Origin of the sequence: uncultured Murdochiella sp. (assembly GCF_902488755.1) — a bacterium.
GTDB lineage: Bacteria > Bacillota > Clostridia > Tissierellales > Peptoniphilaceae > Murdochiella.
In genome coordinates this window covers 1-23,386 of the sequence record NZ_CABTXF010000012.1, presented here as the reverse complement: position 1 = coordinate 23,386, position 23,386 = coordinate 1, and the positions used below count along the sequence as shown (strand labels likewise).

General features: G+C 48.2%; 26 protein-coding genes and 1 other annotated feature. Of the genes, 3 read left to right on the top strand and 23 right to left on the bottom strand.

Annotation, left to right across the window (positions count from 1 at the left end; genetic code table 11):
- The first annotated feature begins 205 nt into the window (after positions 1-205).
- Both RDL68_RS02385 and RDL68_RS02380 read left to right on the top strand, forming a co-directional pair.
- The gene (locus tag RDL68_RS02385) at positions 206-508 is read left to right on the top strand and encodes a FeoA family protein (RefSeq protein ID WP_308540076.1); all 303 of its coding nucleotides are present in this window, start codon (positions 206-208) and stop codon (positions 506-508) included.
- Between the two features lie 13 nt (positions 509-521).
- Positions 522-1,142, top strand: coding sequence for a methylated-DNA--[protein]-cysteine S-methyltransferase (locus RDL68_RS02380; RefSeq protein WP_308540075.1), 621 nt, complete (start codon positions 522-524; stop codon positions 1,140-1,142).
- Positions 1,143-1,259: 117 nt separating this feature from the next.
- Here the strand turns inward: RDL68_RS02380 and RDL68_RS02375 are convergent, their stop codons facing one another.
- The 8 genes from RDL68_RS02375 to RDL68_RS02340 all read right to left on the bottom strand — a co-directional run bounded on the left by RDL68_RS02375 (position 1,260) and on the right by RDL68_RS02340 (position 9,613).
- Positions 1,260-2,777, bottom strand: coding sequence for a CoA-acylating methylmalonate-semialdehyde dehydrogenase (locus RDL68_RS02375; protein WP_308540074.1), 1,518 nt, complete (start codon positions 2,775-2,777; stop codon positions 1,260-1,262).
- Positions 2,778-2,876: 99 nt separating this feature from the next.
- Complete coding sequence (locus RDL68_RS02370; RefSeq protein ID WP_308540073.1) at positions 2,877-3,899, bottom strand: zinc-binding dehydrogenase; 1,023 nt, start codon at positions 3,897-3,899, stop codon at positions 2,877-2,879.
- 1 nt (position 3,900) lies between these two features.
- Complete coding sequence (locus RDL68_RS02365) at positions 3,901-4,737, bottom strand: SDR family oxidoreductase (RefSeq protein WP_308540072.1); 837 nt, start codon at positions 4,735-4,737, stop codon at positions 3,901-3,903.
- An 11-nt stretch (positions 4,738-4,748) separates the two neighbouring features.
- Entirely contained in the window at positions 4,749-6,023 is a 1,275-nt protein-coding gene (locus RDL68_RS02360; protein ID WP_308540071.1) for a TRAP transporter large permease, read from the bottom strand.
- Positions 6,023-6,511 carry a TRAP transporter small permease gene (locus RDL68_RS02355; protein WP_308540070.1) on the bottom strand — a complete coding sequence of 163 codons (489 nt, stop codon included), beginning with the start codon at positions 6,509-6,511 and terminating at the stop codon, positions 6,023-6,025. Before RDL68_RS02355 ends, RDL68_RS02360 begins: the two co-directional genes overlap by 1 nt.
- 62 nt (positions 6,512-6,573) lie before the next feature.
- On the bottom strand, positions 6,574-7,662 hold the full coding sequence (locus RDL68_RS02350; protein ID WP_308540069.1) for a TRAP transporter substrate-binding protein: 1,089 nt from the start codon (positions 7,660-7,662) through the stop codon (positions 6,574-6,576).
- Positions 7,663-7,754: 92 nt separating this feature from the next.
- On the bottom strand, positions 7,755-8,771 hold the full coding sequence (gene iolC, locus RDL68_RS02345) for a 5-dehydro-2-deoxygluconokinase (RefSeq protein ID WP_308540068.1): 1,017 nt from the start codon (positions 8,769-8,771) through the stop codon (positions 7,755-7,757).
- Entirely contained in the window at positions 8,768-9,613 is an 846-nt protein-coding gene (locus RDL68_RS02340; RefSeq protein ID WP_308540067.1) for a ketose-bisphosphate aldolase, read from the bottom strand. Before RDL68_RS02340 ends, iolC begins: the two co-directional genes overlap by 4 nt.
- Before the next feature lie 212 nt (positions 9,614-9,825).
- Between RDL68_RS02340 and RDL68_RS02335 the strand changes: the two genes are divergently transcribed.
- Positions 9,826-10,605 carry a DeoR/GlpR family DNA-binding transcription regulator gene (locus RDL68_RS02335; protein ID WP_308540066.1) on the top strand — a complete coding sequence of 260 codons (780 nt, stop codon included), beginning with the start codon at positions 9,826-9,828 and terminating at the stop codon, positions 10,603-10,605.
- 188 nt (positions 10,606-10,793) lie between these two features.
- Here the strand turns inward: RDL68_RS02335 and RDL68_RS02330 are convergent, their stop codons facing one another.
- From RDL68_RS02330 to RDL68_RS02260, 15 genes are all read right to left on the bottom strand, one after another.
- Positions 10,794-11,570 carry an arginine deiminase-related protein gene (locus RDL68_RS02330; RefSeq protein WP_308540065.1) on the bottom strand — a complete coding sequence of 259 codons (777 nt, stop codon included), beginning with the start codon at positions 11,568-11,570 and terminating at the stop codon, positions 10,794-10,796.
- A 138-nt stretch (positions 11,571-11,708) separates the two neighbouring features.
- Positions 11,709-12,728, bottom strand: coding sequence for an electron transfer flavoprotein subunit alpha/FixB family protein (locus tag RDL68_RS02325; protein WP_308540064.1), 1,020 nt, complete (start codon positions 12,726-12,728; stop codon positions 11,709-11,711).
- 12 nt (positions 12,729-12,740) lie between these two features.
- Positions 12,741-13,526 (bottom strand): electron transfer flavoprotein subunit beta/FixA family protein, encoded by a 786-nt coding sequence (locus RDL68_RS02320; RefSeq protein ID WP_308540063.1) that lies wholly within the window; start codon positions 13,524-13,526, stop codon positions 12,741-12,743.
- An 8-nt stretch (positions 13,527-13,534) separates the two neighbouring features.
- The gene (locus tag RDL68_RS02315) at positions 13,535-14,674 is read right to left on the bottom strand and encodes an acyl-CoA dehydrogenase (protein ID WP_308540062.1); all 1,140 of its coding nucleotides are present in this window, start codon (positions 14,672-14,674) and stop codon (positions 13,535-13,537) included.
- Positions 14,675-14,796: 122 nt separating this feature from the next.
- Entirely contained in the window at positions 14,797-15,576 is a 780-nt protein-coding gene (locus RDL68_RS02310) for an enoyl-CoA hydratase-related protein (RefSeq protein WP_308540061.1), read from the bottom strand.
- Between the two features lie 2 nt (positions 15,577-15,578).
- A complete protein-coding gene (locus RDL68_RS02305) occupies positions 15,579-16,766 on the bottom strand; it encodes an acetyl-CoA C-acetyltransferase (RefSeq protein ID WP_308540060.1) in 1,188 nt (395 codons plus the stop codon).
- Between the two features lie 242 nt (positions 16,767-17,008).
- Positions 17,009-18,361 carry an acetyl-CoA hydrolase/transferase C-terminal domain-containing protein gene (locus RDL68_RS02300; protein ID WP_308540059.1) on the bottom strand — a complete coding sequence of 451 codons (1,353 nt, stop codon included), beginning with the start codon at positions 18,359-18,361 and terminating at the stop codon, positions 17,009-17,011.
- Between the two features lie 298 nt (positions 18,362-18,659).
- Positions 18,660-19,046 carry a 50S ribosomal protein L7/L12 gene (gene rplL, locus RDL68_RS02295; RefSeq protein WP_308540058.1) on the bottom strand — a complete coding sequence of 129 codons (387 nt, stop codon included), beginning with the start codon at positions 19,044-19,046 and terminating at the stop codon, positions 18,660-18,662.
- Between the two features lie 49 nt (positions 19,047-19,095).
- Positions 19,096-19,635: a 50S ribosomal protein L10 gene (gene rplJ, locus RDL68_RS02290; RefSeq protein ID WP_308540057.1), complete on the bottom strand. Its 540-nt coding sequence runs from the start codon at positions 19,633-19,635 to the stop codon at positions 19,096-19,098.
- Between the two features lie 18 nt (positions 19,636-19,653).
- Positions 19,654-19,792, bottom strand: a sequence feature (ribosomal protein L10 leader region).
- Positions 19,793-19,818: 26 nt separating this feature from the next.
- Positions 19,819-20,523 carry a 50S ribosomal protein L1 gene (rplA, locus tag RDL68_RS02285; RefSeq protein ID WP_308540056.1) on the bottom strand — a complete coding sequence of 235 codons (705 nt, stop codon included), beginning with the start codon at positions 20,521-20,523 and terminating at the stop codon, positions 19,819-19,821.
- Positions 20,524-20,568: 45 nt separating this feature from the next.
- Entirely contained in the window at positions 20,569-20,994 is a 426-nt protein-coding gene (gene rplK, locus RDL68_RS02280; RefSeq protein ID WP_308540055.1) for a 50S ribosomal protein L11, read from the bottom strand.
- A 77-nt stretch (positions 20,995-21,071) separates the two neighbouring features.
- Positions 21,072-21,611: a transcription termination/antitermination protein NusG gene (gene nusG / locus RDL68_RS02275; RefSeq protein ID WP_308540054.1), complete on the bottom strand. Its 540-nt coding sequence runs from the start codon at positions 21,609-21,611 to the stop codon at positions 21,072-21,074.
- Positions 21,612-21,631: 20 nt separating this feature from the next.
- Positions 21,632-21,817, bottom strand: coding sequence for a preprotein translocase subunit SecE (gene secE, locus RDL68_RS02270; RefSeq protein WP_308540053.1), 186 nt, complete (start codon positions 21,815-21,817; stop codon positions 21,632-21,634).
- Between the two features lie 9 nt (positions 21,818-21,826).
- The gene (gene rpmG, locus RDL68_RS02265; protein WP_308540052.1) at positions 21,827-21,976 is read right to left on the bottom strand and encodes a 50S ribosomal protein L33; all 150 of its coding nucleotides are present in this window, start codon (positions 21,974-21,976) and stop codon (positions 21,827-21,829) included.
- A 220-nt stretch (positions 21,977-22,196) separates the two neighbouring features.
- The coding region (locus tag RDL68_RS02260) for a SpaA isopeptide-forming pilin-related protein (protein ID WP_308540051.1) at positions 22,197-23,386 on the bottom strand (1,190 nt) is incomplete at its 5' end.

Here is a 23,386-nt window from a genome sequence, read left to right as displayed (position 1 = left end):
ATAGACGTATATCCGCGCAAATTGCCCTTGACGTAGAACAACGTCGCGCGTAAAATCATGTTAGATAAAGCTAACTATCTCTTGAGCAATAGACGAGTTTTCCGGTGTCATCCGGCATCATCTCGTCACGGACGTAGAACGATTTGCATGAAGTTGTCGGCGAAACATAATCGCCATTATGTTATAGGCATTGAAAGGATGTACCATGAAACTATTCTTAGCGAATCCGGGTGAAACCTATGAAATTGTACATATCGGAGGACGCGAAAAACTACAAAAACAGCTGATGAATCTTGGATTTGTTCCCGGCAGCCGCATCCGTCTCGTGAATGAAGTGCAGGGCAACTACATTGTTGTGGTCAAAGAAACGCGCCTGGGCATCAGCCGCGAATTGGCACAAAAAATAGACGTGCAGCCGGCAAGAACCGAGAGTGAACCACTGGTGATGCAGGCTCGCCTCTGTTCGGAACAGGAAGGGTGCGCAGGGGTAAATGCGAATCCTACATAAAGGATGATGGAGGATGAAGACGAATCAAAGAGATTCTATTTCTGCCTATACTATTATCGAACGTTTTTATCCTTCTCCACTCGGACTCCTCCGGATGACCTTCGATGAGAACGCACTTCTCGGTCTATCTTTTGATGAGCCGTTTCCGGATGCGCTTCCCACCGATAACCTAATTTCTTCAGGGCATTCGATGGAGGAACACTTTTCTGAGAAGTGCTCTTTATCCCCCAAATCTTCACTCTACGATATGGTTCGCAGCCAGCCCGAACCACCTATGTTTCAGGAAACAAAACGCTGGTTAGATCTTTATTTTTCAGGACAACAGCCAGACTTTATTCCTTCTTTTCGCGTAACATCGACACCTTTTCGCCATTTGGTCTACGATATTCTGTTAAACATTCCGTACGGTCAGACAAAAACCTATGGCGATATCGCTCACGAATTGGCAAAATTCCTGCACCGTCCGACCATGTCCGCCCAAGCCGTCGGCAACGCTGTTGCACACAATCCCATCCTCCTCCTTATTCCCTGTCATCGTGTGGTCGGTGCAAAGGGCGCGCTAACCGGTTATGCAGGTGGATTAAAACGAAAGGCTCGGCTGTTGGCGTGGGAGAGGCGATGGAAAGAAAGGTAAGAGGGATTTTCCTCGTACATAAAGAGAAACAGGACGCCACGGCGTCCTGTTTCTCTTCGACAAAGGAATGTTCTATGATTCAGGTCATTTTCATGACCTTGGGAAAGAGACCATCGATCAGCGGTCGACAGACCCTTCCCATGTGCCGACGTCTCTATATTTAGAACGATCATCAAACCAATGTTTGGTAACGGTTTTTGCGCGCGTGTAAAAACGGACTCCATCCGCTCCAAGTACGTGCAAATCGCCAAAGAACGAATCTTTATTTCCAGAGAACGGGAAATAGGCCGTCGGTACGGGAATGCCGACATTGATTCCTACCATGCCGCCATCCGTGCGCATTTCAAATTCGCGTGCATAGTATCCGCTCTGCGTGAAGATAACCGAACCGTTCGCAAAGGGATTGTCATTCATGACTTTCAGTCCCTCTTCGAAGTTCTTCACCCGTTTAATGAGGGTAACCGGTCCAAAAATTTCCTGCGTTCCCACAGACATTTCTTCCGTGACATGGTCGAAAATGGTAGGACCGACAAAATAGCCGCCTTCATAGCCCGGTACAACGATATCTCGTCCATCCAGCACCAGCTCCGCACCTTCTTTAACCCCTTGGTCAATCCAGCGCATAATCGAGTCTTTGTGTTCTTGCGAAACGACAGGACCCAAATCCGTATTCTCATCGTATGCGCAGCCCACTTTCATAGCCTGTGCCTTCTCTTTGAGCAGAGCGACAAAACGATCTGCTATGCTCTCCTGGACAACGATGACCGGAAGCGCCATGCAGCGCATGCCGGCACAGCCGTAGGTGGAGTTGATAATCGCTTTGGTCGCGCTTTCCAGATCGGCATCTTCCAACAGAAGAGCATGATTCTTTGCTTCACATTGCGCCTGTACGCGCTTACCATTCGCAGAAGCGACCGAATAGATATGCTTGCCGACCTTAGTCGTACCGACGAACGTGATCGCCTTTACACGTGGATCGGTCAGCAAAAGCTCCGCCTCATGACGGCTACATGTCACCAAGTTCACCACGCCCTTGGGAAATTTGGCTTCTTCATAAAAGAGTTCCAACATACGCATGGAAGTAAGCGGCGTCTGCGTGTTTGCCTTGAGAACAACCGTATTTCCTGTTGCCAGTGCAACCGGAACCATCCATCCCCAGGGAATCATCGCCGGGAAGTTGAACGGAACAATTCCGCCGACTACGCCAAGCGGTTCACGATAGGTGGCCGTATCATAACCGGTTGTAACGTTAAGAGAGGCATGCCCCTGGGAAGCAAAGGAAATTCCTGTGGCAAATTCTGTCGGCTCAATCGCTTTTAGGACATCTCCTCTTGCTTCGGCCAAGTTTTTGCCCAATTCTTTTGCACAAAGCACCGTTAATTCTTCAAGATGATCCATCAGCACATTACGCCAGGTAAACAGATATTGTGTACGGCGGCTTAAAGACAGCGCAGACCAACTCTTATAAGCCTCATGAGCGGAAGCGATCGCCTCTTCGACCTCTTCTTTTGTGCAGCTTGGAACCTGCGCGAGCAATTCGCCCGTACTGGAATCCGTCACGTCATAATATTTTTCTGCTTTGGATGTTTTCCATTCTCCATTTACACAATATTTCATTTTTTTGACTTCGTTCATTTTTTCTCCTTGCCTCTTTTGATTCTTGTTTTTCTTCTCCGTCTATTCGCTAAAAGGGATAGCCGACCAAGAAATCTATCCATCGCAACGACGACTTTCTTAACACAGTGCGACCACCTTTATCGCCATACCGGGGTCTTTATCCAGCGCTGCGATAGTTTCCGGTAACTCGTTAAAATCAACAACACGGGAAATAATCTTGCGCGGGTCAATTTTTCCTTCTTCAATCATGGAAACCACTTCTTCAAATTCTTCGGTGACACCTGTTCGGGACCCGATAATCTTCAATTCTTTCCGTGTAATAACAGCGGTGGGAAGCTTCACTTCACGATCCGGCCACCCAGTGAGAGCGATTCTTCCTGTCGATGCGGCATAATCCAAAACACTGCGCACACCCGCGGCAGACCCAGACATCTCGCAAACGCATTCTGCCATTCTGCCGTTAGTCATTTCTGACAGCTTCTCCACGGCATTTTCTTTCATCGGATTGATTGTGCCATCAACACCGAGAGAGGTGGCGACCTCCAAACGCTCATCGACCACATCGGAAACGATGACCTTCAGCCCCTTCGCCTTGGCCACAATGGCGGTAAGAAGCCCAATACACCCTGCACCAATGATCACCACATGCTCCCCTACTTTTGCTTCCATGCGGTGCAATGCATGAAGCGCAATCACCGTTGGCTCAATCACTGCGCCCAATTCGTTGTCAATCGTATCCGGCACCTTAATCATCAGTTTCGTCGGATGCACGAATATATCGCACATCGCACCGTCGGTTTGGACACCGAGACATTTGAGCGCTGCGCAGGCATTGGTTTGTCCTTGTTCACAGGCGTAGCAGGTTCCGCAATATAGATACGGGTTGAGAACCACACGATCACCAATGCGCAGTTTTCGCGGATTTTCCCCTTCACCAATCTCTATAATTTCGCCGATAATCTCATGTCCGATAATCACAGGATACTCCACATTCGGACTTTTTCCGGCATAGGCATGTACATCCGACCCACAGACACCCATCGACAGCACTTTGATTTTGCTGTAGTTCGGGCGAATTTTCGGTTCCTCTACTTCTACAACTTGAATATTCTGTTTTTCTAAAATTTGAATTGCTTTCATATCACACCCCACTATAGGCGGTATATCCGCCATCCACCGGAATGATGGCTCCCGTCACAAAACCGGACAAATCTTTGTCCAAAAGATAACCGATGGTTCCGAGTAACTCTTCCGGTACGCCGAGACGCTTCATTGGTGTACCTTCGATAATTTGACTTAAGCGTTTAGTCGGTGTCTTTCCATCTTGTTTATAGAAGAGCGGCTTCGTCTGTTTTGTTAACAAAAAGCCCGGTGCAATAGCATTCACCCGAATGGGCACAGCCGAAAAATACATAGCCAGCCACTTTGTAAAATTGCTCAGGGCTTCTTTTGCTGCAGAATAGGCCGGAATTTTCGTCAATGGTAAAAAGCTGTTTACCGAAGCGATATTGATGATGGCCGCATCATCGCTTTCCAACATATCCTTGGCAAATTCCTTGATGACAAGAAATGCACCCATGAAATTGATGTCAAAAACAAACGTAAAATCCGATTTGCTCAAATCAAAGAAGGTCTTCTCTTGACCAAGTTGTTCTTTTGAAAACACCGGGCTTGTTGTTGTCGCCTTCGGATGATTTCCTCCGGCACCGTTAATTAAAAAGTTCACCGGCCCATACGTATTTAATATGGTTTCATGTGCTTTTCGAATCGCCTCTTCGTCCAACACATCACATGCTATGGCTAATGCTTCGCCTCCCGCTTTCCGAATCTTTTCCTGCAAATCGGTTACGGCCTGAACATCAATGTCCAGAAGGCATACACGCGCATTCTGTTTCGCTAAAAACATAGCCATCTCACTGCACAGAATGCCTCCGGCGCCGGTAATCGCAACAGCTTTTTGTTGAAAATCAAATTTCATATTCTCTCCAATCAGAAAAGCAAATGCGGCAGGAACAAAGCAATTTGCGGTACAAAGATAAACAGAAGAATAGACACGACCACGGCAATCAAATACGCCGGCAAGTATGGCAAGACATCTTTCATCTTCGCTTTGGCAATGCCCATAGTAATAAAGAGCACGCCGCCTACTGGAGGCGTCACGCCGGCATAGACCAGTGTGATAACCATAATCAGTGCGAACTGAATGGGCTCAATACCGTACTGCAAGGCAACTGGCATCATAATCGGTGCACAAATGATCGTTGCAGACAGAGTTTCAATGAACATACCGACAAAGAGCAGGAACAGCACCAAAAGGATCATGATGACGTATTTGCTGTCTGTCAAACTTGTAAAAAATTTAATTATAATGGATGGGAATTGCTCGTAAGCCACCAACCAGCTAAAAATCGAAGCACCGGCAACAATTAAGAGACACATTCCTGTCATGGAAGCCGATTTGAGCAAGACGCCCGGCAGCATGCTTAGCTTCAATTTCTTATACACAAACATGGAGATGATGAGCGCGTAGATACATGCAATTGCACCGGATTCCGTCGGCGTGAATAAACCACCAACAATTCCACCGATGATAATGATGGGCATGATTATCGCAAAAAAGCCATCTTTAAGCGCTTGTCCTCGTTCCGCCCACGTATACTTTTTTCCGCCTTTGATATTCAACTTTTTTGCATAGTGCCAAGTAACAAAACCTGTTCCAAAAGCGATAATAAGACCGGGAATAACACCGGCCATAAAGGCTTCTCCAATGGAGAGGTTGGTTAGTGAACAATAGATGATCATCGTCAGACTGGGCGGAATGATCGGGCCGAGAGACCCTGCTGTGGCTTGAATTACTGCTGCCAAGCCGCGCGGATAACCATCTTTCAGCATTGAAGGAATCAGCATCGATCCGACCGCTGCGGTATCCGCCGCTGCAGATCCGGAGACGCCGGCAAATAAGGTGCTGGTACCGATATCCACCATGCCAATACCGCCCGTCAGGTGTCCTACAAAGGCCTTCGCAATATTCACAAGTTTCTCCGAAATTCCGCCCGCTTCCATCAATTCGCCGGCAAGCATGAAAAACGGAATCGCCATAAGAGAAAACGAGTTTACTCCGGTAAAGAGTTTTTGTGCCACCAACATAGGCGAAACGCTACCATCGATGAGTATCGCTAACATGGAGCCAACACCAAGAGAAAAGGCAATCGGCACACCAATAAATAGACAAACTAAAAAGATAATAAACGCCATTAACAGCATTATTGTACCTCCTGACCGGGTGCGGTGCGATCATCTTTATGCCGCAGATAGGAGGCAATCTCCTCAAAAATCATGAGTACGCCGCCGATGGGAATACAAAGGCTGACCAGTGACATCGGCAACTGCATAATGGGTGAAGTTTCTGCTGCAAGAGATTGACAAACCAAAACACCGAAATAGGTCACCAGCACCAGAAAGAGCGTAGATGCCAAGAAAACCGCGGTATACATTATTTTCCATTGCTTTCCCTGCTGGGCTTCCAGAAAAAGATCGAAGCAGACATTTCGTCCGTCGCGAATCGTAATTGCTCCACCTAAATAGATCACCCACACAAACGCAAAACGCGAAAACTCATCCGCCCAGCGAATGGATGTTCTGAGAACAAAGCGCGAAAATACTTGTGCGGATACGACAATGACGACAAGGGCGAAAAAGAAAATAACAATTCCATTTGTAAGTTTTCGTACTTTATCGAGAAGTTTCGTCATAATGAACCTTTCCGGGATACAGCGGGCTCTGCGATGAAGCAGAGCCCACTTTTACACCTTGCTTATTCGTAGGAATTCACTTTCTCATAAATTCCTTTCAGATCATTCTTTTGAATATAGTCATTGTTGTAGCTCTGTACCGATTCAATAAAGGGTTTCAGATCAACTTCGGTAAACGTGACACCGAGAGTTTTCAGCTTATCTTCCATGGCAGGGAAGAGTTTGTCCGTGTAATTAAGAAAAACATCCAACGCCGCTGATGCTGCGCGATCAATAACCTGTTTCTGTGCATCCGATAAGCTGTCATAAGTTTTCTTGCTCATGACATAGTCCGTAAAAGTAAAGACGTGTTTCGTCTGGACATAGTTCGTAGCTACTTCGTAGAATTTCTGCAGGACCATGTACTCGGCATGCCCTTCCAGACCGTCGGCAACACCGGTCTGAACGGCGGTGTACGCTTCTCCGGAAGGAATAACTGTCGGGTTTGCTTCAAACGCACGAAAAGCAGCAATCGTGTGCGGTGCTTCCGGTGTACGCATGGTGATGCCTTTGAAGCCTTCAAACGAATTGATGTTCATATCTTTCATCAAAGCATTGCGGAAATTAAGCGGCATAAAGGATAATAAATGCATACCGGAATCCTCAATCCAAGCCGAAATTTCTTTGTTAATTTCTTCATCCTTCACCAGCTTCGTCGCCTGATCACGATTTTTAATCAGATACGGCAAATCCAGCATACTGGCCTTGGGGTTGTAATTGGCCAAAAGAGCCGTGTCGGAGTTAGCAATGTCCAGCGTACCTTGCTGTGTGGCTTGCAACGCATCCGCCTGTCCGAAAAGTTGTCCATTTCCATACACCGTAATCTTCATTTTACCGTCAGAAAGCTTTTCGACCGCATTCTTGAAGGCCGTGGCATACACATAGTTGGAGTCCAACTCGGTGCAATGCGTGGAAAGCGTTAATGTCTTTTCTTCTACATTCGGTACCGGATCCCCAGTTTCTAACGTTGATAAGGCATGCTCAATCTCCGTTTTGGCATCCCACTCAGCCTTTGCATCTGTTTTGGTGTCAGACGGTGTGTCCGCCTGCTTTTCCTCTGCCGGTTTTTTTCCTCCACAAGCGGTTAAGCCGATTGCTAAAGCTGCAACCATGAGGAGTGTCCATAATTTTTTCCCTTTCATTCTTTTTCCCTTTCCATCTTTGTTCACAATCATTCCTGCTTTTGCGCTACCGCTCAAGTCGGTTATACGCGTGCCACCATTTCTCCATACTCTGCTTTTGCATGAGCAATGAATTCGCGCAATTCATCCAGTGTCGGCATGTCTGCACTGCATGCGTGACTCGCCACCAACATAGCGGCTTCTGCGCTACCCATTTCCAGACAGTCGATCATATCCATTCCTTCAAACAGTCCATACAGAAAAGCTGCAGCATAACCGTCTCCGCCGCCAAAACCCTTCAACGCCTTAACCGGGAACGGTTTAATGGAGTAGCTTTCGCCGTCTTTTGTATACGCTGTTGATCCTTCTTTGCCATGTTTGATCACCACTATGGAAGCACCACAGTCCAACCAGTAATCAGCGCTCTGACGATCGTTCATCCCCTGTGCGATTATTCTTTCCGCTTTATTAAACTCTTCTCTTGAGCCTAAAATGACATCGGCATGTGACGCTACCATGGAATAGTAAATTGCAATTTCATCATCGTTTTTCCAGGAATACGCGCGATAATCAATGTCAAAAACGATTTTTGTACCGTGCTTCAGAGCAAGAAACATGGCTTTCAGTGCCGCTTCACGCGAGGGCGATTCAGAAAGCGCTGTGCCAGAAATTTCAATAGCCTTCGCCTTTTTGATGTACTCCTCATCCACCTCATCCACGTCGAGTTTCAAATCTGCTACTTCTTTGCGGTACATGAGGATGCTGCTCTCGGTCTCGCTCAAAATCTCTGTAAAGGTGAGCCCAATCTTCTCCCCTCCGGTCGCACGAACGACTTGTGAGGTATCAATGCCTTCCGCTTTAAATGTATTCTCAACAAAAGTTCCCATCTGATCATCGGAAATTTTGCCGATAAATCCCACTTTTTTGCCCAATCTGGCTAACCCGATGGCAATATTGGAAGGAGAACCGCCGACATATTTCCGAAACTCTACGCTATCTTCCAGCGGACGATTGTAATCGATGGGGTTAAAATCGACAGCAATGCGTCCCAGCGCAATCAAATCAATGGGACGATCTTGGGGAAACTCGATATACTTCACGCTAACACCTCCTTATTATTGAAAACGGTAATATGCCGTTTTACTTCTTCCTGTGCATACTTTCGTCCGTATTCATTGACTTGGTAGAACGTACACGAAGGATTTTCCTTTATGGCTTCGCGTAGACCTTCAACATAGGCATCCAATACACTGGTGGCAATGTTGATCTTACGAATACCGTGGCCAATACATGCTCGAAACTGCTCGGCAGTGATTCCACTTCCGCCGTGTAAAACCAACGGAAACGTGGAAGCTTCTGCCAATTGTTCAAGCAATTCCATGTTCAGTTTTGGCACTCCTTTGTAATGACCATGTGCGTTGCCGATAGCGACCGCCAAAGCATCAATATCGCATTCATTCGAAAACCTTTTCACGTCAGCTATCGAGGAATACTTCACCGTTTCGACGTTATCTGTCGCCTCTTTTCCGCCAATAGCGCCAATTTCCGCCTCTACCGTAGCTCCATATCGCTTGGCTATTTCTATAACGTGCTGTGTCCTTGCAATATTTTCAGCAATATCGTTTCGTGAACCGTCATACATGACCGAACTGAATCCCAGATCAAGTGCTTGCTGAATAGTATTCTCGGTCAAGCCATGATCTAAGTGAACGCAGATCGGCACCTTTGCTTCCTCTGCTGCTCGCACCATCATCGGACCAAGATAATGCAGAGGCGAATGTGCCAGCCTTCCTTCCGCAATCTGGATCACAATCGGGCATTGCTTTTCTTCCGCTGCTGCAACAGCGGCCATCAAAATCTCCATATTCGGCACGGTAAAACAGCCGACGGCGGAATTTTCTTTCTCTGCTTTTTTTAGCAGCGTTTCTAAGGTAACCTTCAACCATTCCTCCTTTCTTGTGATGAACTATTTGAGTGTTTTTCATTCAATCTACTCATATACTACAAATGTTTTCCTGTCGTGTCAATCAAATTTTCAACTTTTTATGCCGTCTTAACGCATTTCTATTGCCTATCTGTGGTTTCTTATGATAGATTGTGAGTAGATTTGGAGCAATATGTTCATGAACTGGGGCACATCGATAAGGATAAAGCATGAAAAAAGAGCGCTTATTAGAGTTGGAAAAATTTATTGATCAAAATGGGCTTGTTACTATCGACGAGCTTTGCGATCAATTTCAGGTTTCTCTCAGCACGATTCGACGCGATCTGGATGCGTTAGCTGCCGAAAAGAGCATTCAGAAAGTTTACGGCGGAGCACGATCAATAAAAAATACGGAAGAAGGGTCATTTCTTCTAAAGTCCTACGAAGAACGTCACTCCGCGCATGCCTTGGAAAAACAAATCATTGCTAAGCAGGCGGCCTCTTTCATCGAGGAAAATGACATCATCTTTATCGATACCGGTAGCTCCACGGTTCCCATTATGGATTTCCTCCGTCCTTTTCATCATATTACCGTCATTACCAATAGCATTTTGGTGTTGTTGCGCGGTCTGGAATATCCCAATCTAACTGTTGTTGGACTTCCCGGTCTTGTAAAAAGCAAAACGGCTTCTTTGGTTGGAGCTTCATGCCTTGAAGCTATTGAAGCCTATAACTCTGTGCTAAAGTCCTTTATGGCTTGCTCAGCCATTGATCTTACTCATGGCGCAAGCAATTCTTCGTTGGACGAATTTGAGATCAAAAAAAAGATTATTGCGTATAGCCGTATGAAATATCTCCTTGTAGATAGCTCTAAGTTTGATCATGTTGCCTTAAAAACTTTTGCGGAAATCCGTGATTTTGACGGCATCATCACCGACTCTGTTCCTCGCCAAGACTATGTACAATATTGTGATGAAAATCAGGTTCGTTTATATATTGCAAGTGTGTAAATAAAACAGAAAGTAAAAATAACAAAACATGAACGTACAGCGCTACGTTATTCCCCTAAACGAAGAAGGCCTTTTACCGGTTTTCGGTTAAGAGACCTCCTTAGTTAGTTTTTCAAGCACTCCAAAGACACCACATACACACCATCCTTGCGTCGATAGGCATAGTCACCGACACCAATGCGTACTACCTAAAAGCGTAAAGAAAGACAGGTCAGACTGCCATCTATTTTTTTGAACTCATCGGTATCGACTACCTTAACCGAATAACCCGCCTTTTCAATATGCTTTTGCGTTTTAGGATTTCCCTTCGGAACGAGGACGGTTCCGTTTATCCAAAGACTATTGATGGCATAGAGTTCTTCTGGCGGAACGACAAAGCGATCAAAATTAGAAAAAGCCTTTTGTTCGTTCATCGCTTCACTCACCAGAAGATCGCGATGGTCCAAATAAACCGCAAAGTCCTTCAAATGTAACCCTTCCGTCACGGGAACTGCGGTAACGGTATAGCCATATGGCGAAACGATAGCGGAAAATTGACGTATGCCTTCCGCATTGGTACGATCGGAAAGCCCGATGTAGAACTGTTTGCCCACTTGTAAGACATCTCCCCCTTCCATGTTTGCCGGCGGAGTAAGCGAAAAAATATGCTCAGGAGAATAATACTTTTGTAGCGCAGTAATAATTTCCTGTTTTTCGCCATGGCGCGATGGCGCTGGGGAATTGGTGACAATAGCACATTCTGCCATGACCACCGCTGGATCCTCCACAAAACATGAATCGGGATATTGCTCCAACGCATCCAATACCAATACCTTCACGCCCAATTCCTCCAGAGCAGAAACATAAGCGGCGTGTTGCTGTAGCGCCTTTTCATATACCGGCGTTTCCGTGCTAAACATGCCGGTCGTAATGCCTTCGACCATGGATCGAGCAGGTTTGCGGACAATAGCGTGTTGATACTTCATGTTGTCTCCTTTCGTATATTTCCTTCGTTTTACCTTATCAAACGAATAGAAACCCTGCAATCACAAAAACGCCCTACACACTGAAGTGCAGGGCGTTTCCTTATAGAGAACGTATCTTGGCAAGATCCTCGTTCGCTGTTATTGTTCCGCGTTTTTCGCACGATCCTCTTTGACCTTTTCCGTCAGCTTCGGCACGATCTGGAAGAGGTCGCCGACAATGCCAACATCCGCCACGTTAAAGATAGGCGCACCTGAATCTTTATTGATGGCGATGATGTAGTCCGATTCTTCCATACCGGCTAAATGTTGGATAGCACCGGAGATACCGCAGGCGATGTAGAGGGTAGGACGGACGGTTTTACCGGTCTGACCAACTTGGATCTCTTTGGGTGTCCATCCGGCATCTACCGCAGCACGGGAGCTGGAAACTTCACCACCAAGAGCCTCTGCCAAATCTTGCAGAATCTTGAAGTTTTCGGGGCCACCCATACCACGACCGCCGGAAACCAAGATTTTCGCGTCCTGAATATCGACCTTTTTATGGATGGCTTTAACGACATCTTCAATCTCAACGAAGCACTTATTCTTCTCAATCGGCTTGGTATAGGAGATGATTTCGCCTTTACGGTTCGTGTCGCGAATTTCTTTGACCATAACGCCCGGACGAACCGTCGCCATCTGCGGACGATGCTTGGAGCAAAGAATCGTCGCCATGAGGTTACCGCCGAATGCCGGACGGGTCATGCGCAATTCTTTGTTTTCCGCATCGATTTCCAATTTCGTGCAGTCCGCCGTAAGACCGGTATGGATACGACCGGCAAGACGCGGTCCGAGATCACGACCGATGGCGGTTGCGCCAACCAGCATCGCTTCCGGTTTGTATTCGTTAATGACGTTAGCAAGAACCTGCGTATAGGGCTCGGTACGATAGTATTTGAGCTCCGGATCGTCCGCCACGATGACGCGATCTGCGCCATACTCAATAAGCGTCTTCGCCAGATCCGCCATGTTTTCCCCAACGAGAACGGCAGTAACGTTGGTATTCAGATCTTTCGCCAGTTCACGGCCTTTACCGATCAATTCCAACGAAACATTGGTCAATTTTCCTTCTACCTGCTCGGCAAAGGTCATGACCCCTTTATAATCCTGTAAATTCATCCCTGACCTCCCTTACAGTACGTACTTATCATGCAGACGATCCATAATGAACTGAACCGACTCATCGACGCCTTTTTCAATCTTCATTCCCGGCGCTTTTACCGGCTTCGGGAAGGACTGCGCCACGCGCGTCGGCGAACCGGCAAGGCCGATGTTGGAATCGTCAACGGGTACGTCCGCACGGGTCCAACGGGTGATTTCATAGTTATCAAACGAATCGAAAATAGCGCCCGGCGTCATATAACGCGGTGAAACGGCTTCCTGCAGCGCCGTCACGAGGCAGGGCATCTTGGCGCGCACGATGTGATAGCCATCGTCATACTGACGTTTCACCACAACACTGTCGCCATCAACGTCTAAGCTGGCAGCATAGGAAATGTTCGGAATGCCAAGATGTTCGGACATTTCCGGTCCGACCTGTGCCGTATCACCATCAATTGCCTGGCGACCGCAGATAATCAGGTCGTAGTCAATCTTAGAAACGGCAGCGGCAATGGTGGAAGAGGTTGCCCAAGTATCCGCACCACCGAAAGCACGGTCAGTAACCAAATACGCGTCATCTGCGCCCATAGCCAGCGCTTCGTGCAGAATCGCTTCCGCTTGCGGAGGTCCCATGGAAACGACATCAATGTGCGCATCCGGTGTTTTGTCTTTAATGGAAAGCGCGAATTCAAGCGCCGCTTTATCGTCCGGATTCATGATCGAGGGAACGCCGTCACGGATGAGGGTGCCCTTTTCGGGATCAATGCGCACCTCATTGGTATCCGGCACTTGTTTAATGCAAACTACAATTTTCATGATTCCTCCTATTTCAACAGGTCGCCACCGACCACCATGAGCATAACTTCCGAAGTGCCTTCATAGATCTCTGTGATCTTGGCATCACGCATCATGCGTTCTACATCGTAATCGACCATGTAGCCGTAGCCGCCGAGCAATTGGACTGCGCGGTTGGCAACCCAAGAAGCTGTACGCGCCGCTTTCAGTTTTGCGGTAGCCGCTTCCACGCTGTAGCGTTTCTGCGTATCTTTCGCCATGGCTGCACGGTAAACGAGCATACGCGCTGCCTGTACTTCAATTTCCATCTCTGCCAGCTTGAACTGGGTGTTCTGGAACTTAGCGAGCGGACGACCGAACTGTTTGCGCTCTTTGACATATTCTTTCGCGACATCCAACGCACCCTGTGCAATACCCAGTGCCTGTGCGGCGATACCGATACGGCCGCCATCCAATGTGCCCATAGCAATGCCAAAGCCCTTGCCCTCTTTGCCAACAAGGTTTTCTTTCGGTACGCGAACGTTGTTAAAGATTAACTCGCGCGTGGAGGAAGCATGAATGCCCATCTTATCTTCGGCGATACCGAAAGAGAAGCCTTCCATGCCTTTTTCCAAGATAAAGCAAGAAATACCATGATTGCCCTTGGTGCGGTCTGTCATGGCGAAAATGCAGTAGACATCCGCGTATCCCGCATTCGTAATAAAGATTTTGGAACCGTTGATGACGTATTCATCGCCATCCAACACAGCCGTCGTCTGCTGTCCGGCAGCATCGGTCCCGGCTTCCGGTTCGGTCAAACCAAAGGCACCTAATTTTTCGCCTTTTGCCAGTGGAACGAGGTACTTTTTCTTTTGTTCTTCCGAACCAAACTTATCAATCAGACTTGCGCAAAGCGAGGTGTGTGCGGAAACGATAACGCCTGTGGATGCGCAAAGACGAGACAATTCCTCGACGCACAAAACGTATGTAAGCGTATCACAACCCTGACCGCCGTACTCTTTCGCAAAGGGGATTCCTAAAAATCCGTATTTTGCCATCTTTGCAACGGTCTCTTCCGGAAAACGATGCTCTTTGTCGATTTCCTGGGCAAGCGGCTTCACCTCTGCCAGAGAAAAGTCACGAAACAGCTGTTGCGCCATCTTGTGCTTTTCACTTAACGTAAAATCCATTCTTTCCTCCTCCATGTGTCGGGTTCCTGCTTTCCCCGCGGAAAGCACGCCAATCTTGTTAAAAAATTATCCTATAAGCGTCAAGAGGAAGAGACCCGAAGACGGGTCTCTTCGTTTTTCGCTTATTGATTGGTAAAGTGTTTCTCTTTGCGTTTCTCCAAAAAGGCCGTCATGCCTTCCACTTGGTCGCGTGTGCTAAAGCAGTGCGCAAAAGCGTCCACTTCGCGTTGTAAACCTTCTTCTAACGGAAGATCCATGCCCTGTTGCAACACTTCTTTCGCTTTGCGAACGGCAATGGGCGCATTCTGCGCTATCGCCTGCGCCAGTTTTTCTGCCGCCGCCATCAGTTCCTCTTTGGGAAACACTGCACTGACCAAGCCGAGGCGCAATGCCTCTTCTGCCTTAATGTTTCGCGCACCCAAAATCATCTCGTTCGCCTTTGAACGTGAACCAATGAGGCGCGCAAGACGCTGTGTTCCGCCAAATCCCGGGGTAATGCCGAGACCCACTTCCGGCTGTCCGAAAACGGCATCCTCGGATGCATACCGAATATCGCAGCTCATGGCGAGCTCATTTCCGCCGCCCAGCGCATAACCGTTGACCGCGGCAATCACGGGAATAGGCAGCGTCTCTATCTTACGCATGACACGATGCCCCAATTGCGCGTACACTCTTGCCTCTTCCTCGTGCAAATCTTTCATCTGCGCGATATCGGCGCCGGCAACAAATGCCTTGTCGCCCGCACCGGTAAGAATCACCACGCGCACCTGGTCAAGGTCAATAGCATCAATTGCGTTTTCTAATTCCTTCAATTCTGCGCTATTTAAGGCATTCAATGCCTCAGGACGATGTAACGTGAGAATCTCGATTTGCCCTTTGCGCTCTCGTTGAAGAATAGCCATTGTTATTTCACCTTCTTCACAACCGCTGCGCAGCCCATGCCACCGCCGATGCAAAGGGTCGCCAGACCCAGATCTGCTTCGTCACGGCGTAACATTTCATAAATGAGCGTCGTCAAAATACGAGCGCCTGAGCAGCCTACCGGATGACCGAGCGCAATCGCACCGCCGTTGACATTTACTTTCTCTTCATCCAACTTCAGTTCTTTTACAACGGCAACAGACTGGGCTGCAAAGGCTTCATTGGATTCGATTAAATCAAAATCGGTGGGTTGCAGTTCCAGGCGTTTGCAAATCTTCTTGGTGGCTTCGATGGGACCAACGCCCATGATTTCCGGCTGTACGCCGGCGAGCGTTCCGCCAAGCCATTCTACTTGGACATCCAATCCCAATTCTTTCATCTTCTCTTCGGAAACAAGCACCATCGCCGAAGCACCATTGTTGATGCCGGAGCTGTTTCCGGCGGTCACAATACCGTCCTTCTTAAATGCCGGACGCAATTTTGCCAAAATCTCCGGCGTCTGCCCATCACGGATGCCTTCATCCGTATCAAAGGTGATCGTTTCTTTCTTGAGTTTGATTTCCATCGGAACAATCTCATCCTTGAAACGACCGGCGTTGCGTGCTTCTTCTGCGCGATTTTGACTGCGTGCGGAGAATGCATCCAACTCCTCACGCGTAATGCCGTATTTCTCGGCAACATTCTCGGCGGTAATGCCCATGTGGAAGTCATTAAAGGCATCCCAAAGGGCATCGTTGACCATGGTGTCCACAATCGTAGCATTATTCATGCGATAGCCGAAACGACCTTTCGTCATGGCATACGGCGCCATGGACATGTTCTCGGTACCGCCGGCAATAACAATATCTGCCTCACCCGTTTGAATCAGGCGCGCTGCGGTGTTGACCGCTTCAAGACCGGAGCCGCAAACGACGTTCAGCGTCACAGCAGGTGTCTCTACCGGAAGACCTGAATTCAAAGCAACCTGTCTTGCTACGTTCTGCCCCTGACCGGCCTGCAAGACATTTCCCATGTAAACAAAATCAACCTGCTCCGGTTTAACGCCGGCGCGTTTCATTGCTTCTCGAACGACGATTTCCCCCAGCTTAACTGCCGGCGTATCCTTCAAAACACCGGTCATTGTGCTGATTGCCGTACGAACGGCGCCTGTAATAAATACTCTGCGTGTCATGCTTCCCCCCTTCACTCTCGCTTAGATTGTCTTCGTTTTTCTCTTCAGATGGGCTCCCGTTTGGACTGCCCACGGGTCATCATGCCTATCTTTTATTGTATCGCTTTCCCTTATGTTGTCAAATGATTCACAATAATCAAACGGTTCCCTTTTACGCGGTAAAACGGGCATTTTGCACCTTACAAGGTCGTGTTGTAAGGTAAGTCACCTTCCCGTTTTATGACGCAAAACCTGATATTGCATTACCGTTTGTTGCTGTTTCGCCAAATATGCAAGTGCTCCGCTTCCTTGATGAGTTCATCACGCATATCGGGATGCGCAATACTGATGAGTCCTTCGGCGCGCTGCCATGTGGATTTCCCTTTCAGATTGACAATACCGTATTCGGTCGCCACATAGTGCGTGGTCGTACGCGGATCCGTCACAATCGTTCCGGGGCTGAGCGTCGGAACAATGCGGCTTTGCATTTTCCCCTGCTTGTCCGTGCGTGAGGACTGGAAGGCGGTAATGGATTTTCCGCCTTTGGACATATATGCGCCCATGACGAAATCCAACTGTCCGCCCGTTCCGGAAATCTGGTTGAAGCCGCCGGATTCGGCATTGACTTGTCCAAACAAGTCAATTTCTACGCAGTTATTGATGGCGATAAAGTTGTCCATTTGCGAAACGACATACGGATCATTAACGTAATTCACCGGTGCCGTTGCCAAAACCTGGTTATGGTCCATCCAGTCGTACAGTTCCTGCGAACCAAGCGAGAAGGAGAACACCTGTTTGCCGCGATGCAGTTCTTTTTGCATGCCGGTTACCACGCCGGATTTTGTCATGGCCATCATGGAATCGACGTACATTTCGGAATGGATACCGATGTCTTTCAAATCCGATTCCGCAATTTTGTATCCCAGTGCGTTCGGCATACCGCCGATGCCCAGCTGCAGAGTCGCGCCATCCACAATTTCTTTGATGAGCATATCCGCTATCTTTTCATCCGTCTCGTCCGGCTGAATCGTGGGGATGGTATCAATCGGCTCCTCTGATTCCACAACAGCGTCCACTTCGGTGATGTTGAGATAATCGTCACTGAGACCATAAACCACCGGCATATTCTTGTTGGCTTCGACAATGATGTGCTTTGCCCGTTTAAGAACTTCGCGCGTTGAGGCGATACAGGGGCCTAAATTAAAGTTTCCGTTGGCATCCATCCCGCAGGTTTGCACAAAAAGCACATCGACCGTTTCTACATCCTCTTCACGGCGGTACATTTCCGGCTGCTCGGCATAGCGCATCGGAACAAAGAATGCCCGTCCTTCACGAGACATACGACGATCCTGACCTTGCATAAACCAGCTGTTCCAAACAAAGACGTCACGACCGACGCGCTTGTTGGCTTCTAAAATCTGGATGGGATGATAAATCAAATACCCGCGTACAAATACCTCGTTGAGCTCCTCTGCCCGTTTTGCTAAGGCCTTGTCCAGCAAGTTCGGCACAGAGAGGGCATGGGCATAGTCCAGCCACATGCCGTCCTTAACGATTTTGACCGCCTCCTCAGGGGTAGTCCGTTTTTCCTCATATTGCTTGCGATAATCGATCATGCGTTCTCCTTCCCTCCGTTAATTTGCAAATTAAGCGCTTACACCATCGAACGGTATAGCCGTCCTTTCGCTATACGTTTTTCTGTTTCGTGCGGAAACGTTGTCCTTTCCACCGAACTTCTCATGAATCAATACTTATTTACCCTCTCCTACAAATTCCACACCAAAAAAGTCGTCTATAGCGAACAAAAAAATCGATTCTCGCCTCTTGTCGCTATGTTCATCGGCAAACAAAAAAAGGAGTTGCGCCGAACGCGTATAGGCGTTCCAGCACAACTCCCCAATAAAGCGAATTTTTTTACTTAACTTCGACTTCGGCGCCAGCTTCTTCCAGCTTCGCTTTAATCGATTCCGCTTCTTCCTTGGAAACTTTCTCTTTCAGCGGCTTCGGCACTTCGTCAACAAGTGCTTTGGCTTCTTTCAAGCCGAGACCCGAAACTTCTTTGACGACTTTGATGACGTTGATCTTCGAGGAGCCAGCGCTCTTCAGGATAACGTCAAATTCCGTCTGCTCTGCATCCGCAGCACCGGCAGCACCACCGGCAACCGGAGCAGCAACCGCAGCAACCGGAGCAGCAGCGGATACGCCGAATTCTTCTTCTAATGTGGAAACCAGTTCCGACAATTCCAAAACGGTCAATTCTTTTACTTGATCAACTAATGCAGTAACTTTTTCAGATGCCATGCTATTCCTCCTCAGGGTCCACTAATAGGTTGCCGAAAACGCTAAGCGATTAAGCGGCTTCTTCTTCTTTCTTCTCTTTGATGGCGTTGAACGCATAAACCGATTTGCGCAGGATACCCTGAGAGGCATTCGCAAGACCGGAAATAGGACCTTGCAGACCGCGCAAAACCATGCTGAGCAACACTTCTTTCGTCGGCAGTTTCGAAAGAGCGATCATTTCTTCGCCACTCATTGCATGACCATCCATGTATCCGCCGAGAATCTTGAATTTTTCTTTATTGTCTTGTGCAAACTTGGCAGCAATCTTGGGACCATCCACCATCTCTTTGTTGGAGAAGATGAACGCATTCGGTCCGTTGAGCAAATCATCCAGATCGGTTACGCCCAAATCGTTGAAAGCACGACGTACCATGGTATTTTTATATACCTTGTACACCACGTCTTCCGCACGGAACTGGTTGCGCAACTCGGTGATGCCTTCTACGGTAATGCCATTGTAAGCAACAATCGTTACCGACTGCGCCTGCTCGATTGCCGCTTTAATCTCTTCGACCACCGCCTGCTTTTTTTGCAGTGTCTGTTCTTTCATTCGTTTCACCTCCTTCGGCTACAAATTGAAAATCTCCCGGCACGACGCACCGGGAGAGGAAAAACATAGTATTCCCACCTCGACAGGAAATTAAGACGAAAGCTCCCGTAGAGAAACTTTCGGCACCTGTGGTCTTCGGTAGCCGAATAGTAGAATAGCACAGGACGTGCTTTTTCGCAAGGCTTACTTGCCCAGTTCCATAAGTGAGGTGGTCTCCAGCGCAATGCCGGGACCCATCGTATTGGCTACGGTAACGGACTTCAGATACTTGCCCTTGGCGGATGCCGGTTTTGCCTTAACAATCGCCGCCATGACCGCTTTCAGGTTTTCGCTAATCTGTTGTGCATCAAACGATGCTTTGCCAATAAGAACATGGACGATGTTCTGCTTGTCGGTACGATACTCTACCTTACCGGCTTTGACGTCTTTAACCGCCTGCGCTACATCCATGGTGACCGTACCCGCCTTCGGGTTCGGCATCAAACCACGGGGGCCGAGAACGCGACCAATGCGACCGACCTGTCCCATCATGTCCGGCGTAGCGATGGCAACGTCGAAATCCATCCAGTTTTCTTTCTGAATTTTCTCCACTAAGTCTTCGCCAGCGAAATCTGCACCGGCAGCAAGAGCCTCATCTGCTTTTGCCCCCTTGGCAAAGACGGCTACGCGAACCGCCTTACCGGTGCCGTTCGGCAACGCCACCGTGCCGCGCACCTGCTGATCAGCATGACGAGAATCAACGCCCAAACGTGCATGAAGCTCAATAGTCTCATCAAATTTCGCCGTAGCGGTTTTCTTTAATAATTCAGCGGCTTCATCAATGGAATACGCCTTTGCAGCATCAACAAGTTTAGCTGCCTCAATATATTTTTTGCCTCTTTTCGGCATAAGATCCTCCTTGTGGTACGAGCGGAAATTCCTCCCACTACTCCATTATTCCTCGACAGTAATGCCCATCGAACGCGCTGTTCCGGCGATCATATCCATGGCTGCTTCCAATGAAGCAGCATTCAGATCCGGCTTTTTAAGCTCTGCGATCTTCTGTAACTGCGCTTTGGTAATCTTGCCGACTTTTTTCTTGTTGGGTTCGCCGGAAGCCGATTGCAAACCTAATTCTTTTTTGATCAAAACAGCAGCAGGCGGTGTCTTGGTGATAAACGTAAACGAACGATCCTGATAAACCGTCATCACGACAGGGATGATCAACCCTTGTTTATCCGCCGTTTGTGCGTTAAACGCCTTGACAAACTCCATGATGTTCACGCCGTGAGGACCGAGTGCGGTACCAACCGGCGGTGCCGGAGTTGCAGCACCGGCAGGGATTTGCAATTTCACAATTGCACTTACTTTTTTAGCCATAGTATCCTCCCAAGGATTTCTATCGTGGTCAGAGCGGGGAAATCCCCCTCCCACTAACGACTATTGCATCGACGGCGCTAAAGCGTCTCGATGTCGTCATAGGATAATTCGACGGATGTTTCGCGCCCGAACATGTTGATGAGCGCCTTAATCGTCTGCTTATCCGATTGCACTTCTTCGACTTCTGCCGAAAAACCGGCAAAGGGACCGAAAATAATTTCGATCGCATCGCCCGGCGCAACGTGAATATCACGCTGAGTCATCTGCTCACGGACGCCAAACTGTGCGACTTCGCGTGCGGTGAGCGGAATGGGATCCGATCCGGGACCGACAAATCCCGTAACACCATTCGTATTGCGGATAAGAAACCAGGACTTTGGAGTGATGTTCATCTTCACCAACACATAGCCCGGCAGAATTTTGCGTTCCTTAATCACGCGCTCGTTATTACGAATCTCTGTATACTTCTCCATCGGAACGCGCACGTCAAAGACGTCTTTGTCCTGCTCGTTCTCGATAATCATTTCGATCTTATCTTTTACTTTGTAGTAGAATCCGGAATACGTATGAATGACATACCATTTTCCTTCCAGGGTGTCTTTTTCCTGTTCCGACATCATTTCCCCCATTCTACGAATTAAATGACAAGACCGACCAACCAACCATAAATCAGATCAAGTATCCAACCGAACGTTGCAACCACTGCAGCAATCACCAGCACAATAAGCGTGTACTGAACGACTTCCGATGAGGTAGGCCACTGGATCTTACGCATTTCCGCGCGCATACCGTCGATACGGCTCGGCGCTTTTTTGTCCGCCATAGATCCTCCTTACTTCGTTTCGCGATGCAGGGTGTGCTTTTTGCAGAACGGGCAGTACTTTTTCAGTTCAATACGTTCCGTATTGTTTTTCTTGTTTTTGGTGGTATCGTAGTTTCTGTTCTTGCACTCGGTGCAAGCTAATTTCACTTTATCAGCCATTGTTTCCTCCTACTCCCAAAATCGTATCCTTCCTTCGCCTGCCAACGAGGGATGCCTGTCGGGGTTTTTTGCGCACTCAAAAAAGCCTATCCCGACGGATACGTTCCATTAGTCTATCATTACTCTATTCTCGACGCAAGACGAAAGCGCAAAAAAGAGAGGGCAACGCCGTCATTTGGCGCTGCCCTCCTTGCATAAATGGTTTCGCTATTTCTTTTCTTTAGCGCTTACCCTTTTTTATCTTGGCATAACCGGCACCGGCAAGAGCAACCGCTACCGCATATTGCAGCATGGCTACCGCATCACCGGACTTGGGCGCTGTTTTATTCTTTCCTTCTTTTTTGTCTTTCTTTGATCCGGCATCGCTTGCCTTGTCGGAATTATCCTTCTCCGATGAGGATGCCTCCGCGCTCGACTGTTCCGCTGCCGTCTTCTTCTTCGTATTGGTCACCGCAATTTCCGTAACCAACGCATCGCCTAAACGCACCTGCTTATCCAGCGTAACCGTAAAGGGAATTGCTTTTTCTAAGAGCTGATACCCCTCCGGTGCTTTTTTCTCCATCAAACGGTAGGTTCCGCTTGCTGCAAGTTTTACCGTCGCTTCGCCATTTCTGTCTGTCGTAACCGTGTACGACAGTGTGCCATACTGTTCATGCGTAATCGTAAAAACAGCCGGCGCAGAAATACGGTTTCCTTTTTCATCCACCTTAACAATCTTTACGGTTGTGGTATCCGGCTTTGGACGGGGCATCTCGCTTCCCTTGTAGTTGATGTCGTAATTGTTCAACAGACTCTTATGCAGATTCTTTTGGTGCGGAATATCCGATGAGGCATCAAAGGCAAGGTTGGTGAACGCCGCATAGTTTTTCGGCGCTTGATACAATCCGGTTTTTGCCACGTTTCCGGTAAATACGGTCGTATTGTCTATCGTCAAGTTGCGATACTTGTCAACATTAACTGGATCGGAGTAATCACAGGATGCATCAAAAATAGCGCCGCCTAAGCCGGACTGATTGCCAATGAATTTCGTGCCTTCGCTTATGGTGACATGGGCTTGCTCGTCAACATAAAGCCCACCGCCGATGCGCTGCTCTTGTTCATCCGCCGTGCCTTTCGTATCATTTCCGCGAAACTCCGTCGCTTTGATTTGCACGTTGCCGGATTCCACCGCAACGCCGGCGCCGTTACGTGCTTCATTGTCCTTAATCACGCATCTGGTAAGCAGCATTTCCATCGCCGCGTTGTCTTGCGTAAGCGACAGAATCGCACCGCCAACGCCTTTTACGATATTGCCGTTTGGATCCGTTTCCACTTGCGCGACATTGCCTTCCAGGGTCGTGCCTTCCATTTGCAACTTTCCGCCCAGAACAAAGACGCCGCCACCCAATTTCGCCTGATTCTTTTTAATGC

What these genes read in the sequence shown, in the direction of transcription:
- secE (WP_308540053.1), bottom strand. Translation starts at nt 21,817, where the DNA reads ATGGCGGACAAAAAAGCGCCGAGCCGTATCGACGGTATGCGCGCGGAA.
- RDL68_RS02300 (WP_308540059.1), bottom strand. Translation starts at nt 18,361, where the DNA reads ATGATCGATTATCGCAAGCAATATGAGGAAAAACGGACTACCCCTGAG.
- rplL (WP_308540058.1), bottom strand. Translation starts at nt 19,046, where the DNA reads ATGGCATCTGAAAAAGTTACTGCATTAGTTGATCAAGTAAAAGAATTG.
- rplA (WP_308540056.1), bottom strand. Translation starts at nt 20,523, where the DNA reads ATGCCGAAAAGAGGCAAAAAATATATTGAGGCAGCTAAACTTGTTGAT.
- RDL68_RS02370 (WP_308540073.1), bottom strand. Translation starts at nt 3,899, where the DNA reads ATGAAAGCAATTCAAATTTTAGAAAAACAGAATATTCAAGTTGTAGAA.
- rplK (WP_308540055.1), bottom strand. Translation starts at nt 20,994, where the DNA reads ATGGCTAAAAAAGTAAGTGCAATTGTGAAATTGCAAATCCCTGCCGGT.
- RDL68_RS02350 (WP_308540069.1), bottom strand. Translation starts at nt 7,662, where the DNA reads ATGGTTGCAGCTTTAGCAATCGGCTTAACCGCTTGTGGAGGAAAAAAA.
- RDL68_RS02375 (WP_308540074.1), bottom strand. Translation starts at nt 2,777, where the DNA reads ATGAACGAAGTCAAAAAAATGAAATATTGTGTAAATGGAGAATGGAAA.
- RDL68_RS02315 (WP_308540062.1), bottom strand. Translation starts at nt 14,674, where the DNA reads ATGGATTTTACGTTAAGTGAAAAGCACAAGATGGCGCAACAGCTGTTT.
- RDL68_RS02305 (WP_308540060.1), bottom strand. Translation starts at nt 16,766, where the DNA reads ATGACACGCAGAGTATTTATTACAGGCGCCGTTCGTACGGCAATCAGC.
- RDL68_RS02335 (WP_308540066.1), top strand. Translation starts at nt 9,826, where the DNA reads ATGAAAAAAGAGCGCTTATTAGAGTTGGAAAAATTTATTGATCAAAAT.
- RDL68_RS02385 (WP_308540076.1), top strand. Translation starts at nt 206, where the DNA reads ATGAAACTATTCTTAGCGAATCCGGGTGAAACCTATGAAATTGTACAT.
- RDL68_RS02360 (WP_308540071.1), bottom strand. Translation starts at nt 6,023, where the DNA reads ATGCTGTTAATGGCGTTTATTATCTTTTTAGTTTGTCTATTTATTGGT.
- rpmG (WP_308540052.1), bottom strand. Translation starts at nt 21,976, where the DNA reads ATGGCTGATAAAGTGAAATTAGCTTGCACCGAGTGCAAGAACAGAAAC.
- RDL68_RS02325 (WP_308540064.1), bottom strand. Translation starts at nt 12,728, where the DNA reads ATGAATTTACAGGATTATAAAGGGGTCATGACCTTTGCCGAGCAGGTA.
- RDL68_RS02320 (WP_308540063.1), bottom strand. Translation starts at nt 13,526, where the DNA reads ATGAAAATTGTAGTTTGCATTAAACAAGTGCCGGATACCAATGAGGTG.
- rplJ (WP_308540057.1), bottom strand. Translation starts at nt 19,635, where the DNA reads ATGAAAGAACAGACACTGCAAAAAAAGCAGGCGGTGGTCGAAGAGATT.
- RDL68_RS02330 (WP_308540065.1), bottom strand. Translation starts at nt 11,570, where the DNA reads ATGAAGTATCAACACGCTATTGTCCGCAAACCTGCTCGATCCATGGTC.
- RDL68_RS02355 (WP_308540070.1), bottom strand. Translation starts at nt 6,511, where the DNA reads ATGACGAAACTTCTCGATAAAGTACGAAAACTTACAAATGGAATTGTT.
- RDL68_RS02310 (WP_308540061.1), bottom strand. Translation starts at nt 15,576, where the DNA reads ATGGCTATTCTTCAACGAGAGCGCAAAGGGCAAATCGAGATTCTCACG.
- RDL68_RS02380 (WP_308540075.1), top strand. Translation starts at nt 522, where the DNA reads ATGAAGACGAATCAAAGAGATTCTATTTCTGCCTATACTATTATCGAA.
- RDL68_RS02365 (WP_308540072.1), bottom strand. Translation starts at nt 4,737, where the DNA reads ATGAAATTTGATTTTCAACAAAAAGCTGTTGCGATTACCGGCGCCGGA.
- nusG (WP_308540054.1), bottom strand. Translation starts at nt 21,611, where the DNA reads ATGTCGGAACAGGAAAAAGACACCCTGGAAGGAAAATGGTATGTCATT.